This window comes from Actinomadura sp. 6N118, from assembly GCF_044326415.1.
Classification (GTDB): Bacteria; Actinomycetota; Actinomycetes; order Streptosporangiales; family Streptosporangiaceae; genus Spirillospora.
The window spans coordinates 114,415-130,497 of sequence record NZ_JBIRAZ010000008.1 but is presented as its reverse complement, the minus strand read 5'-3'; the positions used below and the strand labels follow the sequence as shown (position 1 = coordinate 130,497).

Here is a 16,083-nt window from a genome sequence, read left to right as displayed (position 1 = left end):
ACTCAGCCGATTACTTCGCCGGTTTCGTTGCCGTACTCGTCGCGCATCGTGGTGGGGACGACCTCCACGACCAGGCCGGGCAGGGCGGCGACCGGCCTGCTGCCCGCCTGGGGTCGCAGCGCGGCGGTGAGTTCGTCGAGGGTCGCGAGCGGGACATCGATGTGGAGGGCGTTCGGCTCCGCCTCCGCCACGGCGAACGTGTCGCCCGGGGCGAACCGCAGCAGGCTGTCCTCGGATTTGAGGATGAGCTCGTTGCCATGCGGCAGGCGTCCGCGCAGGGCCTCGGCGATCGACGTGGCCTGCAGCGCCCCGACGCGGAGAGTGGTCGTGCCGGAGCCGGACTCCCAATGGGCCGTCGTCACGTACAGCAGGCCGGCGCTCGAACCGTCGCGTGCGATCCCCGCTGCCACGGTCGCGGCCAGCTGAGGGTCATCGAGCAGCGAGCCACGATCGATGTCGGTGACGTAGAGCGGGATCCGTGGCGCGAGCACCTCCAGGAGGGACTCGGTCCGCCACTGCCGGGCGGCCTCGTACTCCTCAGTGGCGAGTCCGACGACCTGCAGGAACTGCACACTCCCGTGCGGTGTGCCGATCTGGCCGAGCTCGGGATCCAGGATGAACGCGATCGCGCGGATCGCCGAGTCGTCGCGGTCGGAGGCGATCGGTCCGTTGACGTCCATGTGATGCCCGGACTCGAACCAGTTGCCGCTGTTGAAGACGTACCGGCCCAGGTTCTGCAGGAGGTTCGCGGCCCAGACCGGCGGAGTGGTCTCGCCCGGCTTCCGCGCGAGCCGGAAGGTGAACTCGAATCCCCAGCCGGACTCGTCGGGGTTCTCGGACTGCTTCTCGTACAACTCGGTCATGCCGTACGAGACGTAGTGCCAGTGCGGGACAGGCTCGTCACGCGGGTAGACGCTGATCCCGTCGAGCGGATCCGGCCCGCCGAGCACCCACTTGTGGAGTGTTCCCCAGTGATGCGGCTCGGCGTCGCCGTAGATGTGCGCCAGCGCCCCGTCGATCGCCGCCCAGCCAGGCGACTCGTCCGTGTCGTCGATCCCCATGGGCGATCACCCTAGAGGCACCCGTAACGACATAAGGCGTAAATGAGAGACGCGCCCTACCTTGTGGCGGGGTGAGGCGGTCTAGGCTTGGCCGTGGGGCTTGTGTTCGGACAACGCTGACGTTCGGACACGCTTACGTTCGGACACGCCAGACCGGGAGCTGACGACGGCTGCGGCGGGACCCGCACACCAGACGCGGCAGAACGCGAACTTTCCGGGCTTGGTCGCAGTCCAAGTGAACGTGGCGGGGGAAGAGGGACTACACCGCCGCTACGTGCCGTGCTGGGCGGACACCTCACTCCCGGCGCAGTGGTTTACTACACACTTTCCGCAGTTAAAGGAGTTAGGCGGCATGAGCATGGGCCAAGACGTTCGTTACCGCGTGCGCGGAGGCCGACCTCTGCAGGGCACCGTTTTCATCCAGGGCGCGAAGAACGCGGTCCTGCCGATGATCGGCGCCTCGCTGATGGCGGCCAAGGGCCGGACGGTCCTGCGCAACGTCCCGATCATCGAGGACGTCCGCCGCGCGGTCGAGCTGGCCCGGGCCATCGGGGCCAAGGCGGAGCTGCACGAGGCGGAGCGCACACTCGTGATCGACGCGTCGACGCTCAGCAGCCCGGTGCTGCCGGCGGACATCGCCTCCCGGTTCCGGGGCTCGTTCCTGTTCGTGCCGGCGCTGCTGCACCGGCTCGGCGAGGCCGTGATCGAGGGCGTCGGCGGCTGCAATCTGGGCAGCCGCAACCTGGACTTCCACTACAACGGCTTCAAGCGGATGGGTGCCACGGTCACCGAGCAGATCGCCGACAACGGCGACGGCATCATCCACATCAAGGCCGGCGAGCTGCGCGGCGGCACGCTCTACTGCGACACGCCCTCGCACACCGGCACCGAGAACCTCATCATGGCCGCCGCGCTGGCGCACGGCACCACGCTGATCAAGAACGCGGCCCTCGAGCCCGAGGTGCTGGACAACATCAAGATCCTGCAGCGCATGGGCGCGCGGATCAGCGGTGGCGGCACCGGCTTCATCACCGTGGAGGGCGTTGACGAGCTCAGCGGCATCGAGCACACCGTGATGCCGGACCGGATCGACGCGGGCGTGTTCGTCATGGCCGCCGCCATCACCGGTGGCGAGCTCAGCCTGGTCGGCGCGTCCCTGGAGCACCTGGGCGTCGCGGCCGACAAGCTGGAGCAGATGGGCGTGGAGTTCCACCAGCAGGGCGCGGTCCTGCAGGTGCGCCGCGAGCGGCCGCTGCGGCCGATCAACGTCATCACCGACGAGTACCCCGGGTTCGCCACCGACCTGCAGTCGCCGATCATGGCGCTGTCCTGCTTCGCCGACGGCCCGTCCTACATCTACGAGCGCATCTTCGACGGCCGCTTCAAGCTGGCCGACGAGCTCACCAAGATGGGCGCCGACATCGAGGTCAACGGCAACCGCGCCAAGGTGAACGGCCCCAACGTGCTGCGCGGCGCCGAGGTGGAGGCGCACGACCTCCGCTGTGGCAGCGCCCTGGTGCTGGCCGGTCTGGCCGCCGAGGGCGAGACCACCATCACCTCGGCCTACTACCTCGACCGCGGTCACGCCCACACGGCGGAACGGCTCTCGCAACTGGGCGCCGACATCGTCCGCGAAACCGACTGACGTAACGACGGGCGAAACCGACTGACGTAACGACCGCGATCCGGCTGACGTAACGACCGGCGACGTCGGCTGACCCGTCGCCTTGACGAGCTGCTGACGGGCGGGGTGACGGGACCGGTGACGGACTTGACCGTAAACGGTCAATCTTTACTCGGACAGTGCGCCCGAATCACGGACAAACGTCCAACCGATAGCCGATACGGTCATCTGCCGTGCAGGAGCTACCAGGACGGTCGATTTTCGGGCCGCATGTAAACCAAACGGACGCCGCAGGGGTCTCCTCAGTGCGCATCAGCGCCATGGGGGGACCCCTGCGGTGTTTTCGGGTCTTGTTTTTCATCTTCGGACGACCGAAGATGCAGAATCAAGACTGACCGAATGGTGACAAATTACTGACCAAGGGGTCGCGTAGGTTACTTTTTCGCCGCACTCTTGATTCGATTTCGCGTCTGGGCGTCACACATCGTCGCCCTGACCCGATCTGCCACTTGAAGGACGCCGAGCGAAGCTCCTCCCACGAAAGGGTGGTTGGGCTGAGCGAAGGCGAATCGCACGGGAACTGCGGTGCTGGGTCAGAAGGCAGGGGCGACAAGCCATGAGTCAACCGTTGGGCGGAGCGTGCGCGAACGCATGGCCGGGGCCGGGCCCCCGGCACAGGGCAGACCGGGAAGTGAGCGAGGCAGACCGGGAAGCGAGCGGGCGCTGATGACGGGAGCGAGGACGGGGTCGGTGACCCCCGACCTGACGATCGGCGTCGTGGGTCCGCATGACCTTGTGGAACGGGTCATGCTGATGGGCCACGGCCCGACGCCGGTGCCGAGCCGGCTCGTGGCCGCCGCATATCGCGACGAACAGGAAGCGGCCGACAAGGTCGTACGGCTGGGATCGGGCGTGGACGTGTGCCTGTTCGCGAGCCCGGTGCCGTACGACTTCGCACGTAAGGCGGGCGTGCTCACGATGCCCGCCACCTACGTGCCCCTGAACGGGGCGGCACTCCAGGGTGCGCTGCTGCGCGCCTCCCTCGACGAACGTTTCGATCCGTCCCGGGTGAGCATCGACGTGCTCGGCCGAGCCGAGGTCGAGGAGGCGTACGCCGAGATCAACCTGGCCACCGACCAGGTCCATCTGCGTGAGGAGGCGGCGGGGCCCGGCACCCTGGCCGCGTTCCACGAGCGGCTGTGGCGGCGCGGGGCGACGACGGTCGCGATGACCTGCGTCCACGCCACCGCCGAACGTATGGAGATGGCCGGCGTGCCCACCATCCGGGTTCGGCCGACCGGTGCCGCGATCCGCAGTTCGCTGCAGACCGCCGCGCTCCTGGGCGCACACCACCGTCTCGAGGAGTCGCAGCTCGTCACCGTCCTGGTCGACGTGCCCACGCTCCGCGAGACACCACGCCGGGTCACGCCGCGTTACTGGCGGGACGAGCTCAAGCTGGCGCTGCACCGCGTGCTCCTCCAGGAGGCGCACCGGATGAACGCGTCGGTATGGCCGCTGGACGACCACAGCTACCTGGTGATCGCCACACGCGGGTCGGTCACCGCGTCCACCGAGGGTTTCCGTACGCCGCCCTTCGTGGAACGGGTCCGGGAGGAGCTCGGGCTGGCGATCGAGGTCGGCATCGGCATGGGCCGGACGGCGCACGAGGCCGAGACCCACGCCCGGGCCGCGCTGGCCCGCTCGCAGAGCTCGCAGCGCGCCCAGGGCTTCGCTCTCGACCGCGACGGCCGGGCCCTGGTGCCCGCGCCCCGCACGCCGCCCCGGGCGCAACCGCAGGCCAAGCCGAAGGGGCTGGAGATCCTTGCCCGCCTGGCCGACAAGTTGGGCGATCAGGACCAGCCGCTCATCGTGGACGCGGAGAACGCCGGAAAGATGCTCGGCGTCACTCCCCGCACAGCCCGGCGCCTGCTGCGCACGCTGGTCGAGGAGGGCCTTGCCTGGCCCCTCCCGCCCAACCGCACGCCGCAGCCCGGCCGGCCACGCCAGCTCTACCGTCTCATCGTCGAAAAGCTGGGGCCGAAGGCCACCACCTGAGGCCCGTTGGGGTTCCGCAAGGTATCGAGCGGCCGGGGCCAACCCGGCCGCTCGATGCCGCGTCGGACAAGCATGGAGACTTGTGAGCCGACGGCCGCGCGATGAGGTGCGGCCGGTCGAAGAGCCCGAATCCGGTTCGAACCCGGGCGCGACCACCCCACCCCCGGCGACCGACCCCCCGACCGGCGGTGACCCGCCACTCACACCCGACCCAGCGAACACCGGCTGATCCAATCCGCACCGGCTGACCCCGTTGGCGCCGACTGGCCGGTGGCTACGGGCTGGCCGGTGGCTGTCGGCTGACCGGTGGCTAGGAGGCGACGGATGGCTGCCGACTGACGCTGTGGTCACGGACTGACGGTGGCCACGAACTGACTCACTGGCTTACGGCTGATCCGGTGGCCGCTAGTTGATCGCCGGGCGGCGGGGGATCAGTTGCGGTACGGCAAGGCCTTGGTGACGGCCAGGAAGGCGTCGTTCTCCTCGGGAGTGCCGATCGAGACGCGGGCGCCCTCGCCGGGGAACGGGCGCACGCTGATGCCCTGGGCGTCGCATGCGGCGGAGAACTCCATGGTCCGCTCGTTCAGACGGAGCCATACGAAGTTGGCCTCGGTCGGCGGGACGGACCAGCCGTCGGCCAGCAGGGCGTCGCGGACGCGCTCACGCTCCTTGACGGTGTTCTCGACCCGCGTCAGCAGCTCGTCGGTGGCGGCCAGGGACGCGATGGCCGCGGCCTGGACCACGGCGTTCACGCTGAACGGGAGGTAGGTCTTGCGGACGGCCTCGGCGACCACGGGGTGCGCGACCATGAAGCCGATCCGGAGCCCGGCCAGCCCGTAGGCCTTGGAGAAGGTCCTCAGGATCGCCAGGTTGGGGCGGTCTCCGTACAGTTCCAGGCCGTCGGGCACGTCCTTGTCCCGGACGTACTCGCGGTAGGCCTCGTCCAGCACCACCAGGCAGTCGGCAGGGACGCGGTCGAGGAACGCCTCCAGTTCGGCGCGCCGGACGATCGTGCCGGTCGGGTTGTTGGGATTGCAGATGAAGATCAACCGGGTGTGCTCGGTGATGGCGGCGGCGATCGCGTCCAGGTCGTGCGTCTCGTCGAGCAGCGGCACCTGGACCGAGGTGGCGCCGGACAGCGAGACCAGCAGCGGGTACGCCTCGAACGAGCGCCAGGCGTAGATCACTTCGGCGCCGGGCTCGGCCACCGCCTCCAGCAACATCTGCGTGACCCCGACCGAACCGCAGCCCACCGCGATGCGATCACCCGGGACCCCGAACTTCGTGCTGATGGCCTCGACCAGGGCGGTGCAGTTGTTGTCGGGGTAACGGTTGACCTTCTGGGCCGCCTCAGTGATCGCCTGCACGACCGAGGGCAGCGGTCCGTTCGGCGACTCGTTCGACGACAGCTTGTAGGAGCGCCCTTCGGGCGACACCACGACCTTGCCGGGCTTGTAGGCCACGAACCGGTCGAGGACTGAGCGGAAGCGCGGAGTGGTTGCCTCGGACACCGTTGTCCTCCAGTCGTACAGGGTGGGGATGCGCTCAGCCTACGGATCGCGCCAGGTCGTGAAGAAGGCGGTGTGCCTCAATCGTCGAGTTGCCCCGATCGTTGATGCGCCTCAGCGTTCTCGCGCATCATCCAGCAGACCGCGACGATGCGCACGAACTCCCAGTCGTGCGTGCTGCCCGGCCACCAGCCCCGCCGGAACGCATCCTCCGCGAAGCCGTGCAGGTAGTCCATCAGCGCGTGCTGCGGCGGCCGCCCCACCCCGATCTGGTCGCGGACGGCGGCCACATGCTGGTCGACCGCCGCCGCAAGCCCTGGTGCACCGGCCATTTCGGCGACTCCGGCGTCCCCGATGTCGCGCACGAGAAGGGTCAGCTCCTCGGACATTTCGCCACTCATAGGACAAAAAGCTAGCAACGCCCCGAGACTGCCCGGTCCGCCGGGGCCATTTCTTTAATGTTCCAGGTCAGAACGTCGAGACGGCGTGGGGAGAGGGGCGGAGCATGGGCGGGCGCAGCTGCTCCGCGTGTCCCCGTGTGTAGAGGCGCGCGGGACGGCCCCCGTCACGGGTGGTCGTGCGCCCGGTCGGCACCAGGAAACCCTCGGCGCCCGTGACCTTGCGATGGAAGTTCCGCGGATCCAGCGGCGTACCCCAGACGATCTCGTACACCCTGCGGAGCTCCGCCACGGTGAACTCCGGTGGGCAGAACGCGGCGGCCAGCGAGGTGTACTCCAGCTTGGCCCGGGCCCGCTCCACCCCGTCGCACAGGATCCGGCGATGATCGAACGCGGCCCGATCGCGGCTGATCAGCTCGTCGACGGCCGACCACAACACCTGCGCCCGGGTGGACGCGGGAAGGTCGGGCGCCAGCCCCAGATAGGCGACGCTCACCACGCGCTGGCGGGGGTCCCGGTCCGGATAGCCGTACGTGGCGAGCTGCTCCAGATGGATCCGTACGTCCGCCAGCCCGGCCCGTTCGGCCATCAACCGGGCAGCGGCGACCGGAAGGTCCTCCTCCAGCTGGATGAACCCGCCGGGCAGCGACCAGCAGCCGTCGTAAGGCGCCCGGTCACGCCGCCACATCAGCGCGCAGAGCCGCTGCTCCCGCACGGTGAGGACGACGAGGTCGACGACGACGGCGAGCCGGGGCACGGGCATGACATGAACGTTACCGCTTGCCGATGGGCCCGACGCGCCGCACGAACACGGCCCCCGAAAGCGGAGTCGGTGAGGCCGTCCGGCCTACGGAGAGCCCGTCACCGCCGCGAGTTCGGTGAGGAGTTCGGAGGCGACGATCGGATCGAGATCGCCGGTGACCCAGACGGCGATGGTGACCTCCTGGGCGGGGTCGCGGTGGCCGATGGCGACCGCGGTGTCGAAGCCGATCTGCACCTCGGCCCCGCCGGGCAGGCGGCGCGACATGCTCCCGACGATGCCCGCGTCGGCCGGGGTCTCGTGCTCCCAGCCGCGCCGCTCCAGCGCCAGGAGCCGCCCCAGCGGGACGGGAACGTTCTCGAAGCGCTCCAGCCGGCCGGTCTCGCGTTCGGCGGGCGTGAGGGCATGGACGGGACGGCCGAGCTGCGGGAACGGCTGGGCGATCTCGTAGTCGGCGAACACCTCAGACCATGCGGCCAGAGAGCCGGCCAGAGAGCCGGCCAGGGAGTCGGCCAAGGAGCCGGTCAGGGGGCCGGACAGGTCGAGTGGATGGGCGATGCGGACAGACGCAGTGGGCGGGAGCGTGCAGGTGTCGTCGGTGGAGTCCGCGAACGTGCCGTCCTCGGCGACCCGGAAGGAGCTGCCGTCCCCGGCCAGCCAGACCAGGCGGCGGGCGATGTGGCGGAGGAGGGGATGGGACACCAGGAGACGCTGGAAGTCTGGAAGGGCCCAGTCCCTGCGTTCGATCATGGCGGTCTCCAGCCGCTGGATCTGGTCGGCCGCGACCGTGCGGACGTCCTTCTTGAGCGCCGCGAACCGCTTGTACGCAGCGGGCGCCAGATCGGGGTCGTCCTTCGCGCCGGGCTTGGGCAGCGTCTGGCGTGGCTTGCCCCGCTCGTCACGAACGTATGGTTTGAGCTGCTCGTCGAAGCCCACCATGAAGCTGCGCGGCCCGTAGTCCAGGACGAGGCTGCCGTCCGGGCCGAGGCCGAAGTCCGGTACGAGCCGGTCGGCGAGCTCCTTGTGCGTGAGACCGAGCTCGCCGGCGATCTGGTCGATCTTCTCCTGAGCCTGCCGCTTGAGGCCCTTGAACTTCAGCTTCTGGGCGATGCCGTGCAGGTGCGCCAGCGCGAGGTCGGAGCCGATCGCGGCGAGCACGTCGAGACCGGCCGAGGCGTTCTTGTGGCGGCTCTGGCCCGGCCACATCTTGATCAACGGTGTGAGCCCCCGGACGGCCTCGTCCCCGCCGATCAGACCGAGCTGGCCGAGCGCCCAGCCGTCCTTGGCCGGGGCGCCGACCGCCTGCCACCGTTCGAAGATCGCCCAGGAGAACGCCGCCAGTGACGCAGGGTCGCAGGCCGCGCGGACCTCGGTGATGCCCACGTATGGCGCGTCCGGCTCGGACAGCGCCAGCATCGTCATCAGGTGGCGCGTCGCCGCCGCAGGGAGGGCACGGTCACGGTCCTTGAGCAGCACCTGTGGGAGCAGCTTGGGATCGGCCCACTCGCCGACCTTCGGCACCCGGAGCGGGGTGAGGTCGGCCGTCATGAGGTCCGCGATGGCGGCTGCGGCCCGTTCACCGTGGACACGGGCGGCCTCCACGATCGGCTTGTCGCCCTCACGGTCGGCGATGTGGAGCAGGGCGGCCTCCGCGAACTGCCGTTGCCGCCCTGCCGGACCGAGCGCGGCCGGTATCAGCGCCACCGCGGCGGCGACGCCATGGCGCTTGAACCAGCTGAACGCGACGTGCCGCGCGGACTTCAACCGGAGCGCCCATTCCGCCATCAAGGCGGCGATCTCCGTGGTGAGGAACGGCAGCAGCGCCTCGCCGTTGCCGCCGGGGTTCCGGGCGGCGATGTCGATCAGAAGCGGCACGGCATCCAGCTCGTAACGGGCGCCGAGCTGCCTGGCGCGCCATTCCACGGCGCGGAGATTCTGTGGCTTCCAGCCGTTGAACAGCGGCCGTACCAAGGCCTCGGGACCGTCCGTGAGCAGGATGGCGGCCTCCCAGTCCGACAGTCTGCCCGCCTCGAACTCGGCGATCTGCCCGGCCCAGTATTCCGCCGGGGCGTCCGACGAGTGCCCCCCGCGTTCTCCTGGCGCCCACGTGACGGCGTCGCAATCCGGCGCCGCCAGATCCTTGATCACGACCAGCGTGCGGGCAGGGCGCTCGCGCTTCCAGGGTGGATCAGCGAGCATCCGCGGGAGCTCGGCCACCGACGCCTCGGCGACTCCCCTTGCTACAGGCCCCGGGTCCACAAGATCGGCGGCGATCGCGGCGGCCTTCCCCTGACCCTCTGCGGCGGCCGGAAGCAGGCGTGCAGCACGTTTGGGGAAACGTTTCATCGCTGCTGCCAAGGCCGGCCGCACACGTTCTTTGTCGGCCCGGTCCAGAAGGGCTTGGAAGGCCTCGTCGCTAGGGAGGATCGCGAGAAGCTCAGCGGAGTGCCGTCTCCCGGCGGCCTTGTAGGCAGAGTCGTAGGCATCGGCCAGCAACGGCGCCATGGCGACACCGACGCCCTCCACAGCCGTGGTCACCAGGTCGGCCTGTGTGGCCGTCACTCTGAGCGGTCCGAGAGGAGGCAGCTGTTCAGCCGACTCAACGGAACACCACAACATCCAGTCGTACATGTGCCGCAGGGGACCCAGCTCTGCCAGCGACTCGTTCACCCAGTCCTGCCGAGTCGGGACGATGTAGGCGGTGACCATGCGCAGAAGGAAGTTGTCCCGGCACTCCGCCAGACGAGCGACGGCCCGTTCGTACTCAACGTCCTCCGCGCCGGCGAGCACGGCCCTGATCCGGCGTACGGCACTCCGCGTCGACCACCAGTGGCCGTACTCCTCCTCGGGATCCCGGAGGCGCACCCACGCCTCCATCACCTTCCCCCTTTCGATCCACCGCCAGGTGGGCTCGCACCTGCTGATCCCGGCGGCGGCCGCCGCCGCGAAGGCGGCACCGCGCTCCGCGCACCAGGCGTCCACGAGGGAGAGGTACGGGTCGTCCCGCCAATCCGTCCGCCGGAACACGATCTGCCCGACCACCGCGGCCCCGAGCGGATCGTCCTCCCCGGCCAGATAGCGCCGGGCCGCCGCCACGAGCCCGGGGTCGCTCTGCGCGTTCCCGAGCAACTCCTCGATCTCGTCGGCCTGGTCTTCGATCCTGGACCGCAACGCCTGCCCGGCCCCGGCGTCGAGCGTGACCGCCACCGGCGTCCCCCCGCGCCGGGGATGCAACCGCCGCCGCCACGTCGGCGGGATGACCAAGGTGTCCTCGTCCATGCCCCCACACCGTAAAGTGCGTGTCCGACAGTCCCCCGATCTCGTGTGAACCCTGGCGGTCCGGGTGGCGTCTGAGCCCTGTGGGCATCCGTGGCACGCGACTCGACGTGGAGGTGGCCCGTGACAGGGAACGGCTTTGAGGTCTCGCCCGACCATGTGCGTTCGTCCGCTTCGGATCTCCGCGCGGTCGCCGACCGGTTGTCGCAGGCCGTGCAGTCGTTCCAGGGCGAGGTGACCGGGCTCGGGGACTGCTGGGGAGCGGACGACATCGGGATGATCATCGGCACGGCGCACGCGGCGGTGTTCGAGGGCGCGATGGAGTGCTTCACCACGAACCTCGACGAGATCACCGGCCACGCGGAGACACTCGGGGTGGTCGCCGACAACTACGTGCAGATGGAAGACACGAACAAGCTGTACGTCAACAAGATCAACGAGCTCCTCTGATGGGGATGCAGCTGCCGGGCGAGCTGATCGGCCTTCTCGGGATGCTCGGTTACACCTGGCCCGAGGCGGACGAGACCAAGCTGTTCGAGCTCGGCAACGCGTGGATGGGGCTCGCCTCGACGTTGCAGTCGGGGGTGGCCGACGCCGACGCCGTGGCGCAGCGGATCTGGACCGACAACAAGGGCACGGACTTCGACGCCTTCCGCACCGAATGGACCGGCGAGGAATCGGCGACCCAGAACCTCGCCGGCGCCGCGAACGGCTGCATGATGGTCGCGGCCGGGCTGATGGTGGCCGCGATCGTCGTGCTCGCCCTGAAGATCCAGGTGATCGTTCAGCTGATCATGCTGGCGATCCAGATCGCCCAGGCCATCGCGACCGCCCCGGTCACCTTCGGTGCCTCGCTCGCCGAGATCCCGATCTTCAAGATCATCGCTGGCACCATCATCGATCTGCTGATCGACCAGGCCATCGAGGCGTTGCTCAATGACTGATCTCAAACGGCGGATCCCAGCCGCGTTCCTGGCCGCCGCCCTTCTCCTGCCCGGCGCCGTTCATAGGGCCCTCCCCATCACGACCGCCCCAGCCCAGCAGGCCGCTCGGCGCCGTCGGGGCGGAGGGGGCGGCGGCGGAAAGAAGGGCGGGCGCGGCCCGATCGCCCGGCCGCTGCGCATGGGCATGTTCAAGCCAGGCAAGGGCGCCCCAGGAGGCGGCGGCGCCCGTCCCAGGACACCTCCAGGAGCCCGAGGCGCGCCCCACGAACACCCGAGGGGCATCAATGATCAGCAGCAAAAGGGGCACATCAAGGGCACGCCGCAGTACGACAACCGGCGGAAACAGGGCAAGGCCACCTCGACGTGGAACGGCGACGAGAGTTACGCGAACGCCCACACGTTCGAGGCGTGGTACAAGGGGACTCCCGACTCAAGGCGACCTGAAGTGCGCGTTTACGACTACGGGCCGGGCCATGTCACCGGCTACAGTCCACAGGGCCAACCGCAGCACAAGGTCAAGGTCCACATGAACAACGAAGGCATGATCCACGGGCACCCGAAGTAGAAGAGGACACCGCACAGTGGATGAGATCCTGCGACGCATCGAGAGCGCCTACGGCTCCCTCTCGGAGCCGCACTTCGGATTCATCGCGTCGGGTCTGGAAGCGCGCCCGTACGCGCCGCTCATGGAAGAGGTCGGCCAGGTCTTCCAGGTCGAGGACGACACCGACCCGGACGACGACCACGGCTTCATGTACGGCCTGGACCGCGAGGGCCGACGCTGGGTTCTCACTATCTCCCTCGTTGGCCCCTACGCGGCGTTCGCCCGCCTCGGCAAGTCATGGGACACCATCCTCACCGCGACGGTCCCGGGTCTGCTCGAAGAGGAACGCTGGCTCATCAACAAGCTCTCCAGCGCGGGTCTCAAGCTTCTGACCCGTGAGGAGATGGAGCAGCCGGTAAACCTCAACCTCTTCAACGCCGACCCGGGCACAGTCCGCGTCTATCAGGCCCTCTTCACCGACACGTCGATCCTCCCCTGGGATAAGGAGACGCTTCAGCGACTCGGCCTGATCTAGTCGTCGCTCTTCAGGCGACCGGTGAACGCACGCCAAGCCTCATGGCTGAACGCCAGCGCCGGCCCATCGGGGTCCTTCGAGTCACGCACAGCAACAACCCCAGCCAACGGCGCCACCTCGACGCATTCACCGCCGTTCGAGCCGCTGTGGCTGGACGTGTGCCACGCGGCCACTTCGACGCATTGACCGCCGTTGGAGCCGCTCCGGCTGCTCTTGCGCCACGCGGCCACCTCGATGCAGTCACCGCCGTTTGGACCACTGTGGCTGCTCTTCTGCCATAGGGCGCCGGTCAGGTCCATCGTTCTTCCGCCGTTCTTCGAATGAGCTCAAGGGAGTCACGCTCTGGGAGTGCGTCCGTGCGGAGGGTTTCCCAGGCGTCGTTGAGGTGCTCGAGGTCCTCTTGGGCGCGAAGGATCTGCCCGCGCACGGCCGTCTCTACGTAAGCTACCTCGCCCTTCCCATCCTGGAGAGTGGCAAGCACGAAGGAGCCGAGCAGCCCTGTGTTCGAACCGTAGGGGAGGATCTGGACGCTGACCCGGGAAGACGCTTCTGCGGCGCCTGCGACATGGAGCAGTTGCTCCTGCATGACTTCGGCAGTCCCGAAAGGGCGGTACAGGACGCCCTGATCCATCACGAAGCGCACTTTTGGTGGACGGGGCTCCTCGCGCGTGAGCACGTGTTGTCGCTCTAGGCGGCTGTCAACTGCCTCCTTATCTCCGTCGAACAGCGCTGTCGCGTACGCCTCCGTTTGCAGCAAGCCGTAGACCACGGACAGTTGGTAAGTGCGCAGCACGGTCGACTTGGTCTCGATGATGGGCCACTCGCCGAACCAGGGCGGGTAGCGCTCCGTTTTGGACTTGCGGTAGTCGAGGCCGCGCGTCAGTGCGCCGCCGGTGTTGAGGACCTCGTCGCAGGCTTCGGCGAACTCGGGTACGGCCGGGACGTGACCGTTCTCGATGCCGCTGATGAGCGAGGGCGCGAAGTTGATCAGAGCGGCGAGCTGGGACTGGGTGTAGCCGGCGGTTTCGCGGTAGTGGCGGAGTTCGCGGCCCCAGATGGCTTTCGGGCTGTACGGGTCGGTCATTGGCTTCTCCGGGGGGTGGAGTTCAACGACCTTCAAGAGCGCGCGGTGATCTTCAAGGTTGTTGGTCTTGTGATGATCCGTGCACACACGGTAATCGTTCACGTCCACGCTGGGAAGCCTCGGAAGTCATCCGGAGGGAGTCCGGCGTGTACGACGCGTGTGGTGCGGGGCGGCGGGGGCGCTGCCGCTGTGAAGAGCTGTCGGTCCTGCTGAGCGTGCGACTGCCCGCGTGCCCGGCGGCGGTCGAGGTGGCGCGGCATCAAGTACGAGGCGTGCTGGAGCTGTACGAGGCGGACGCGGCGGCGATGGACAACGCCGAGCTGCTGACGTCCGAACTCGTGACCAACGGTGTCGTCCACGTCGGCCGCAAACGTCCCGGGACAGAGCTCGGGCTGTCGCTCATCCGAGACGGAGATCGCCTGCTTACGGAGGTGCACGATCCGAGCCGCGATCTACCGCACGCGCGGGACGAGGTGGGCGAGCTCCGGGAATCCGGATGGGGCCTCCTCATGGTCGCGACGGTCGCACACGACCACGGCGTTCACCTGACCGAGGGTGCGGGCAAGGTCGTCTGGTTCGAGCTCGTCGCGTGGCCAGCCGGTCAATAAATTCACCACTATGCGTATCCGCATGCTAACTTTCCGCGACATGCCCTCCAATCGACATGATGCGCTGGGAGCGTTGTTCGACGAACGGCCCGCCTTCGCCGCCGAGATCCTCACCGACCTCCTGCGTGTGGAGCTACCCGTCGGCGCTCCGGCACGCGTGATGGACGGGACGTTCAACACCCGCCCATCGTCTGACCTGCAGGCCGACAAGGTGATCGCGCTGGGCCCAGCGCAGGACCCCGCACACGCGATCATCATTGAGTTCCAGCAGGAATGGGACGCGCGCAAGCGTGATCAGCTACCTCGCTACGCGGCGGCTCTCTGGCTGAAGCTGCAGCGCCCGGTCACCCTTCTGGTGATCTGCCCCAAGGACGCCGTGGCGTCCCGTTACGCCGAACCGATCCACACCAAGCTGCCCGGCTACATCTGCCAGCCGTTCGTCCTCGGCCCGAATCAGATCCCGGTGATCACCGATCCCAGCGAGGTGGCGGCACATCCTGAGCTGGCCACCCTGGGCATTGGGGCGCACGGCCCAGACAGGAAGGCCACGGAAGCCTTCACCAGCGGACTGGCGAACAATGATTACGCTGGGCGATACTATGAACACGCCTACGGTATGGCCACGACACCGGTCAAACGCCTCCTGGAGGAGACCATGAAGTCCTCGACCTGGATCGTCAGTCCCTTCGGCAAAGAACAGCTCGCGGAGGGTATGCAGCGGAGTTTGTTGGCCCAGCTAAATGCACGTGGCCTGGAGGTGAGCGCTGCAGAGCGCGAGCGCATCACCTCATGCTCGGACGCCGACCAGTTGGAGGAGTGGGTACAGCGGGCTGTCACGATCGAGGCTACCGCCGACCTTTTCAGCTGACTGGCCGCGGCCGCCAGCAACGCGTCCTGGAGGAGATCATGAGCCCCGCTCCCTGGCCTGCGAGCAGCCCGTTCGCTAAGGAACATGAAAGCCGCAGTCGCGAAGAGGGCCGACGGTTGGCCGCACGCGCCTTGTTGGCCCTGCTGAACGTCCGCGGCCTCGAGGTGAGCGCTGCGGAACGCGAACGCATCAATTCATGCTCCAACATCGACCAACTTCAGATGTGGATCGACAGGGCAGACAAGGTTGAAGCCGCCGCCGACCTCTTCAGCTGACTGGTCGCGACGGCCTGCAGCGCGTCCTGGAGGAGACCTTGAAGCCCTCGCCCTTGATCGTCAGCAGTCCGTTCGGCAAAGAACAGCTCGCGGAGGGCATGCGGCGGAGTTTGTTTGCCCTCTTGGATGCCCGTGGCCTGGAGGTGAGCGCTGCGGAGCGCCAGCGCATTACCTCGTGTTCTGACGAGGACCAGTTTGAGGAGTGGATCGGGCGGGCGGTCAAGGTCGAAGCCACCGCCGACGTCTTCAGCTGAACGGCCACGACGGCCGCAATGCGCTGTGGAGCACCCCATGGAACGTTCGCCCTGGCTCGTCAGCACCCCGTTCGCCAAAGAACACTACGGCCGTGGCGTTGAGGAAGGCTGCGAGGTGGCTGCGGAAGCCCTCTTGGCCCTGCTGGACATCCGTGGCTTGGAGGTGAGCGCTGCGGAGCACGAACGCATTACCTCGTGCCATGACGTCGATCAACTTCGAAAGTGGATCGAACAGGCGAAAACGGCCGTCAAGACCGCCGACCTTTTCAGCTGACCGGCCGCGACCGCC

The 16,083-nt window shown here is 68.2% G+C and carries 18 protein-coding genes; 11 read left to right on the top strand and 7 right to left on the bottom strand.

Annotation, left to right across the window (positions count from 1 at the left end; genetic code table 11):
• Positions 1 to 2 precede the first annotated feature (2 nt).
• Entirely contained in the window at positions 3 to 1,061 is a 1,059-nt protein-coding gene (locus ACH34W_RS22065; RefSeq protein ID WP_395962847.1) for a suppressor of fused domain protein, read from the bottom strand.
• A gap of 358 nt (positions 1,062 to 1,419) precedes the next feature.
• On the opposite strand from ACH34W_RS22065, the gene murA reads away from it, so the two are divergent.
• Positions 1,420 to 2,706, top strand: coding sequence for a UDP-N-acetylglucosamine 1-carboxyvinyltransferase (murA, locus tag ACH34W_RS22060; protein WP_395963128.1), 1,287 nt, complete (start codon positions 1,420 to 1,422; stop codon positions 2,704 to 2,706).
• 705 nt (positions 2,707 to 3,411) lie between these two features.
• Positions 3,412 to 4,740 (top strand): transcriptional regulator, encoded by a 1,329-nt coding sequence (locus ACH34W_RS22055; RefSeq protein ID WP_395962846.1) that lies wholly within the window; start codon positions 3,412 to 3,414, stop codon positions 4,738 to 4,740.
• Between the two features lie 431 nt (positions 4,741 to 5,171).
• On the opposite strand, the gene hisC is transcribed toward ACH34W_RS22055, so the two are convergent.
• The 4 genes from hisC to ACH34W_RS22035 form a co-directional block, all read right to left on the bottom strand.
• A complete protein-coding gene (gene hisC, locus ACH34W_RS22050; RefSeq protein WP_395962845.1) occupies positions 5,172 to 6,251 on the bottom strand; it encodes a histidinol-phosphate transaminase in 1,080 nt (359 codons plus the stop codon).
• A 77-nt stretch (positions 6,252 to 6,328) separates the two neighbouring features.
• Positions 6,329 to 6,649: a DUF6401 family natural product biosynthesis protein gene (locus tag ACH34W_RS22045; protein WP_395962844.1), complete on the bottom strand. Its 321-nt coding sequence runs from the start codon at positions 6,647 to 6,649 to the stop codon at positions 6,329 to 6,331.
• A 67-nt stretch (positions 6,650 to 6,716) separates the two neighbouring features.
• Positions 6,717 to 7,409, bottom strand: coding sequence for an NrtR DNA-binding winged helix domain-containing protein (locus ACH34W_RS22040; RefSeq protein ID WP_395962843.1), 693 nt, complete (start codon positions 7,407 to 7,409; stop codon positions 6,717 to 6,719).
• An 84-nt stretch (positions 7,410 to 7,493) separates the two neighbouring features.
• Positions 7,494 to 10,685: a DUF4132 domain-containing protein gene (locus ACH34W_RS22035; protein ID WP_395962842.1), complete on the bottom strand. Its 3,192-nt coding sequence runs from the start codon at positions 10,683 to 10,685 to the stop codon at positions 7,494 to 7,496.
• Positions 10,686 to 10,805: 120 nt separating this feature from the next.
• Here ACH34W_RS22035 and ACH34W_RS22030 point away from each other — a divergent pair, with 120 nt between their 5' ends.
• The 4 genes from ACH34W_RS22030 to ACH34W_RS22015 are packed head-to-tail and all read left to right on the top strand — an operon-like array spanning position 10,806 to position 12,705.
• Complete coding sequence (locus tag ACH34W_RS22030; RefSeq protein ID WP_395962841.1) at positions 10,806 to 11,132, top strand: WXG100 family type VII secretion target; 327 nt, start codon at positions 10,806 to 10,808, stop codon at positions 11,130 to 11,132.
• Positions 11,132 to 11,626 (top strand): hypothetical protein, encoded by a 495-nt coding sequence (locus ACH34W_RS22025; RefSeq protein ID WP_395962840.1) that lies wholly within the window; start codon positions 11,132 to 11,134, stop codon positions 11,624 to 11,626. Before ACH34W_RS22030 ends, ACH34W_RS22025 begins: the two co-directional genes overlap by 1 nt.
• On the top strand, positions 11,619 to 12,191 hold the full coding sequence (locus ACH34W_RS22020) for a hypothetical protein (protein WP_395962839.1): 573 nt from the start codon (positions 11,619 to 11,621) through the stop codon (positions 12,189 to 12,191). Before ACH34W_RS22025 ends, ACH34W_RS22020 begins: the two co-directional genes overlap by 8 nt.
• Positions 12,192 to 12,207: 16 nt before the next feature.
• The gene (locus ACH34W_RS22015) at positions 12,208 to 12,705 is read left to right on the top strand and encodes a hypothetical protein (protein WP_395962838.1); all 498 of its coding nucleotides are present in this window, start codon (positions 12,208 to 12,210) and stop codon (positions 12,703 to 12,705) included.
• Here the strand turns inward: ACH34W_RS22015 and ACH34W_RS22010 are convergent.
• Both ACH34W_RS22010 and ACH34W_RS22005 read right to left on the bottom strand, forming a co-directional pair.
• Positions 12,702 to 13,004 (bottom strand): DUF397 domain-containing protein, encoded by a 303-nt coding sequence (locus ACH34W_RS22010; protein WP_395962837.1) that lies wholly within the window; start codon positions 13,002 to 13,004, stop codon positions 12,702 to 12,704. The genes ACH34W_RS22015 and ACH34W_RS22010 overlap by 4 nt on opposite strands.
• Positions 12,995 to 13,897: a helix-turn-helix domain-containing protein gene (locus ACH34W_RS22005; protein WP_395962835.1), complete on the bottom strand. Its 903-nt coding sequence runs from the start codon at positions 13,895 to 13,897 to the stop codon at positions 12,995 to 12,997. The genes ACH34W_RS22010 and ACH34W_RS22005 overlap by 10 nt, the downstream gene beginning before the upstream one ends.
• Positions 13,898 to 13,935: 38 nt before the next feature.
• Here ACH34W_RS22005 and ACH34W_RS22000 point away from each other — a divergent pair, with 38 nt between their 5' ends.
• The 5 genes from ACH34W_RS22000 to ACH34W_RS21980 are packed head-to-tail and all read left to right on the top strand — an operon-like array spanning position 13,936 to position 16,068.
• Complete coding sequence (locus tag ACH34W_RS22000; RefSeq protein WP_395962834.1) at positions 13,936 to 14,397, top strand: ATP-binding protein; 462 nt, start codon at positions 13,936 to 13,938, stop codon at positions 14,395 to 14,397.
• A 10-nt stretch (positions 14,398 to 14,407) separates the two neighbouring features.
• Complete coding sequence (locus ACH34W_RS21995) at positions 14,408 to 15,265, top strand: hypothetical protein (protein WP_395962833.1); 858 nt, start codon at positions 14,408 to 14,410, stop codon at positions 15,263 to 15,265.
• 38 nt (positions 15,266 to 15,303) lie between these two features.
• A complete protein-coding gene (locus ACH34W_RS21990) occupies positions 15,304 to 15,540 on the top strand; it encodes a hypothetical protein (protein ID WP_395962832.1) in 237 nt (78 codons plus the stop codon).
• Positions 15,541 to 15,578: 38 nt separating this feature from the next.
• Positions 15,579 to 15,794, top strand: coding sequence for a hypothetical protein (locus ACH34W_RS21985; protein WP_395962831.1), 216 nt, complete (start codon positions 15,579 to 15,581; stop codon positions 15,792 to 15,794).
• Positions 15,795 to 15,831: 37 nt separating this feature from the next.
• Complete coding sequence (locus ACH34W_RS21980) at positions 15,832 to 16,068, top strand: hypothetical protein (protein WP_395962830.1); 237 nt, start codon at positions 15,832 to 15,834, stop codon at positions 16,066 to 16,068.
• The last annotated feature ends 15 nt before the right edge of the window (positions 16,069 to 16,083 follow it).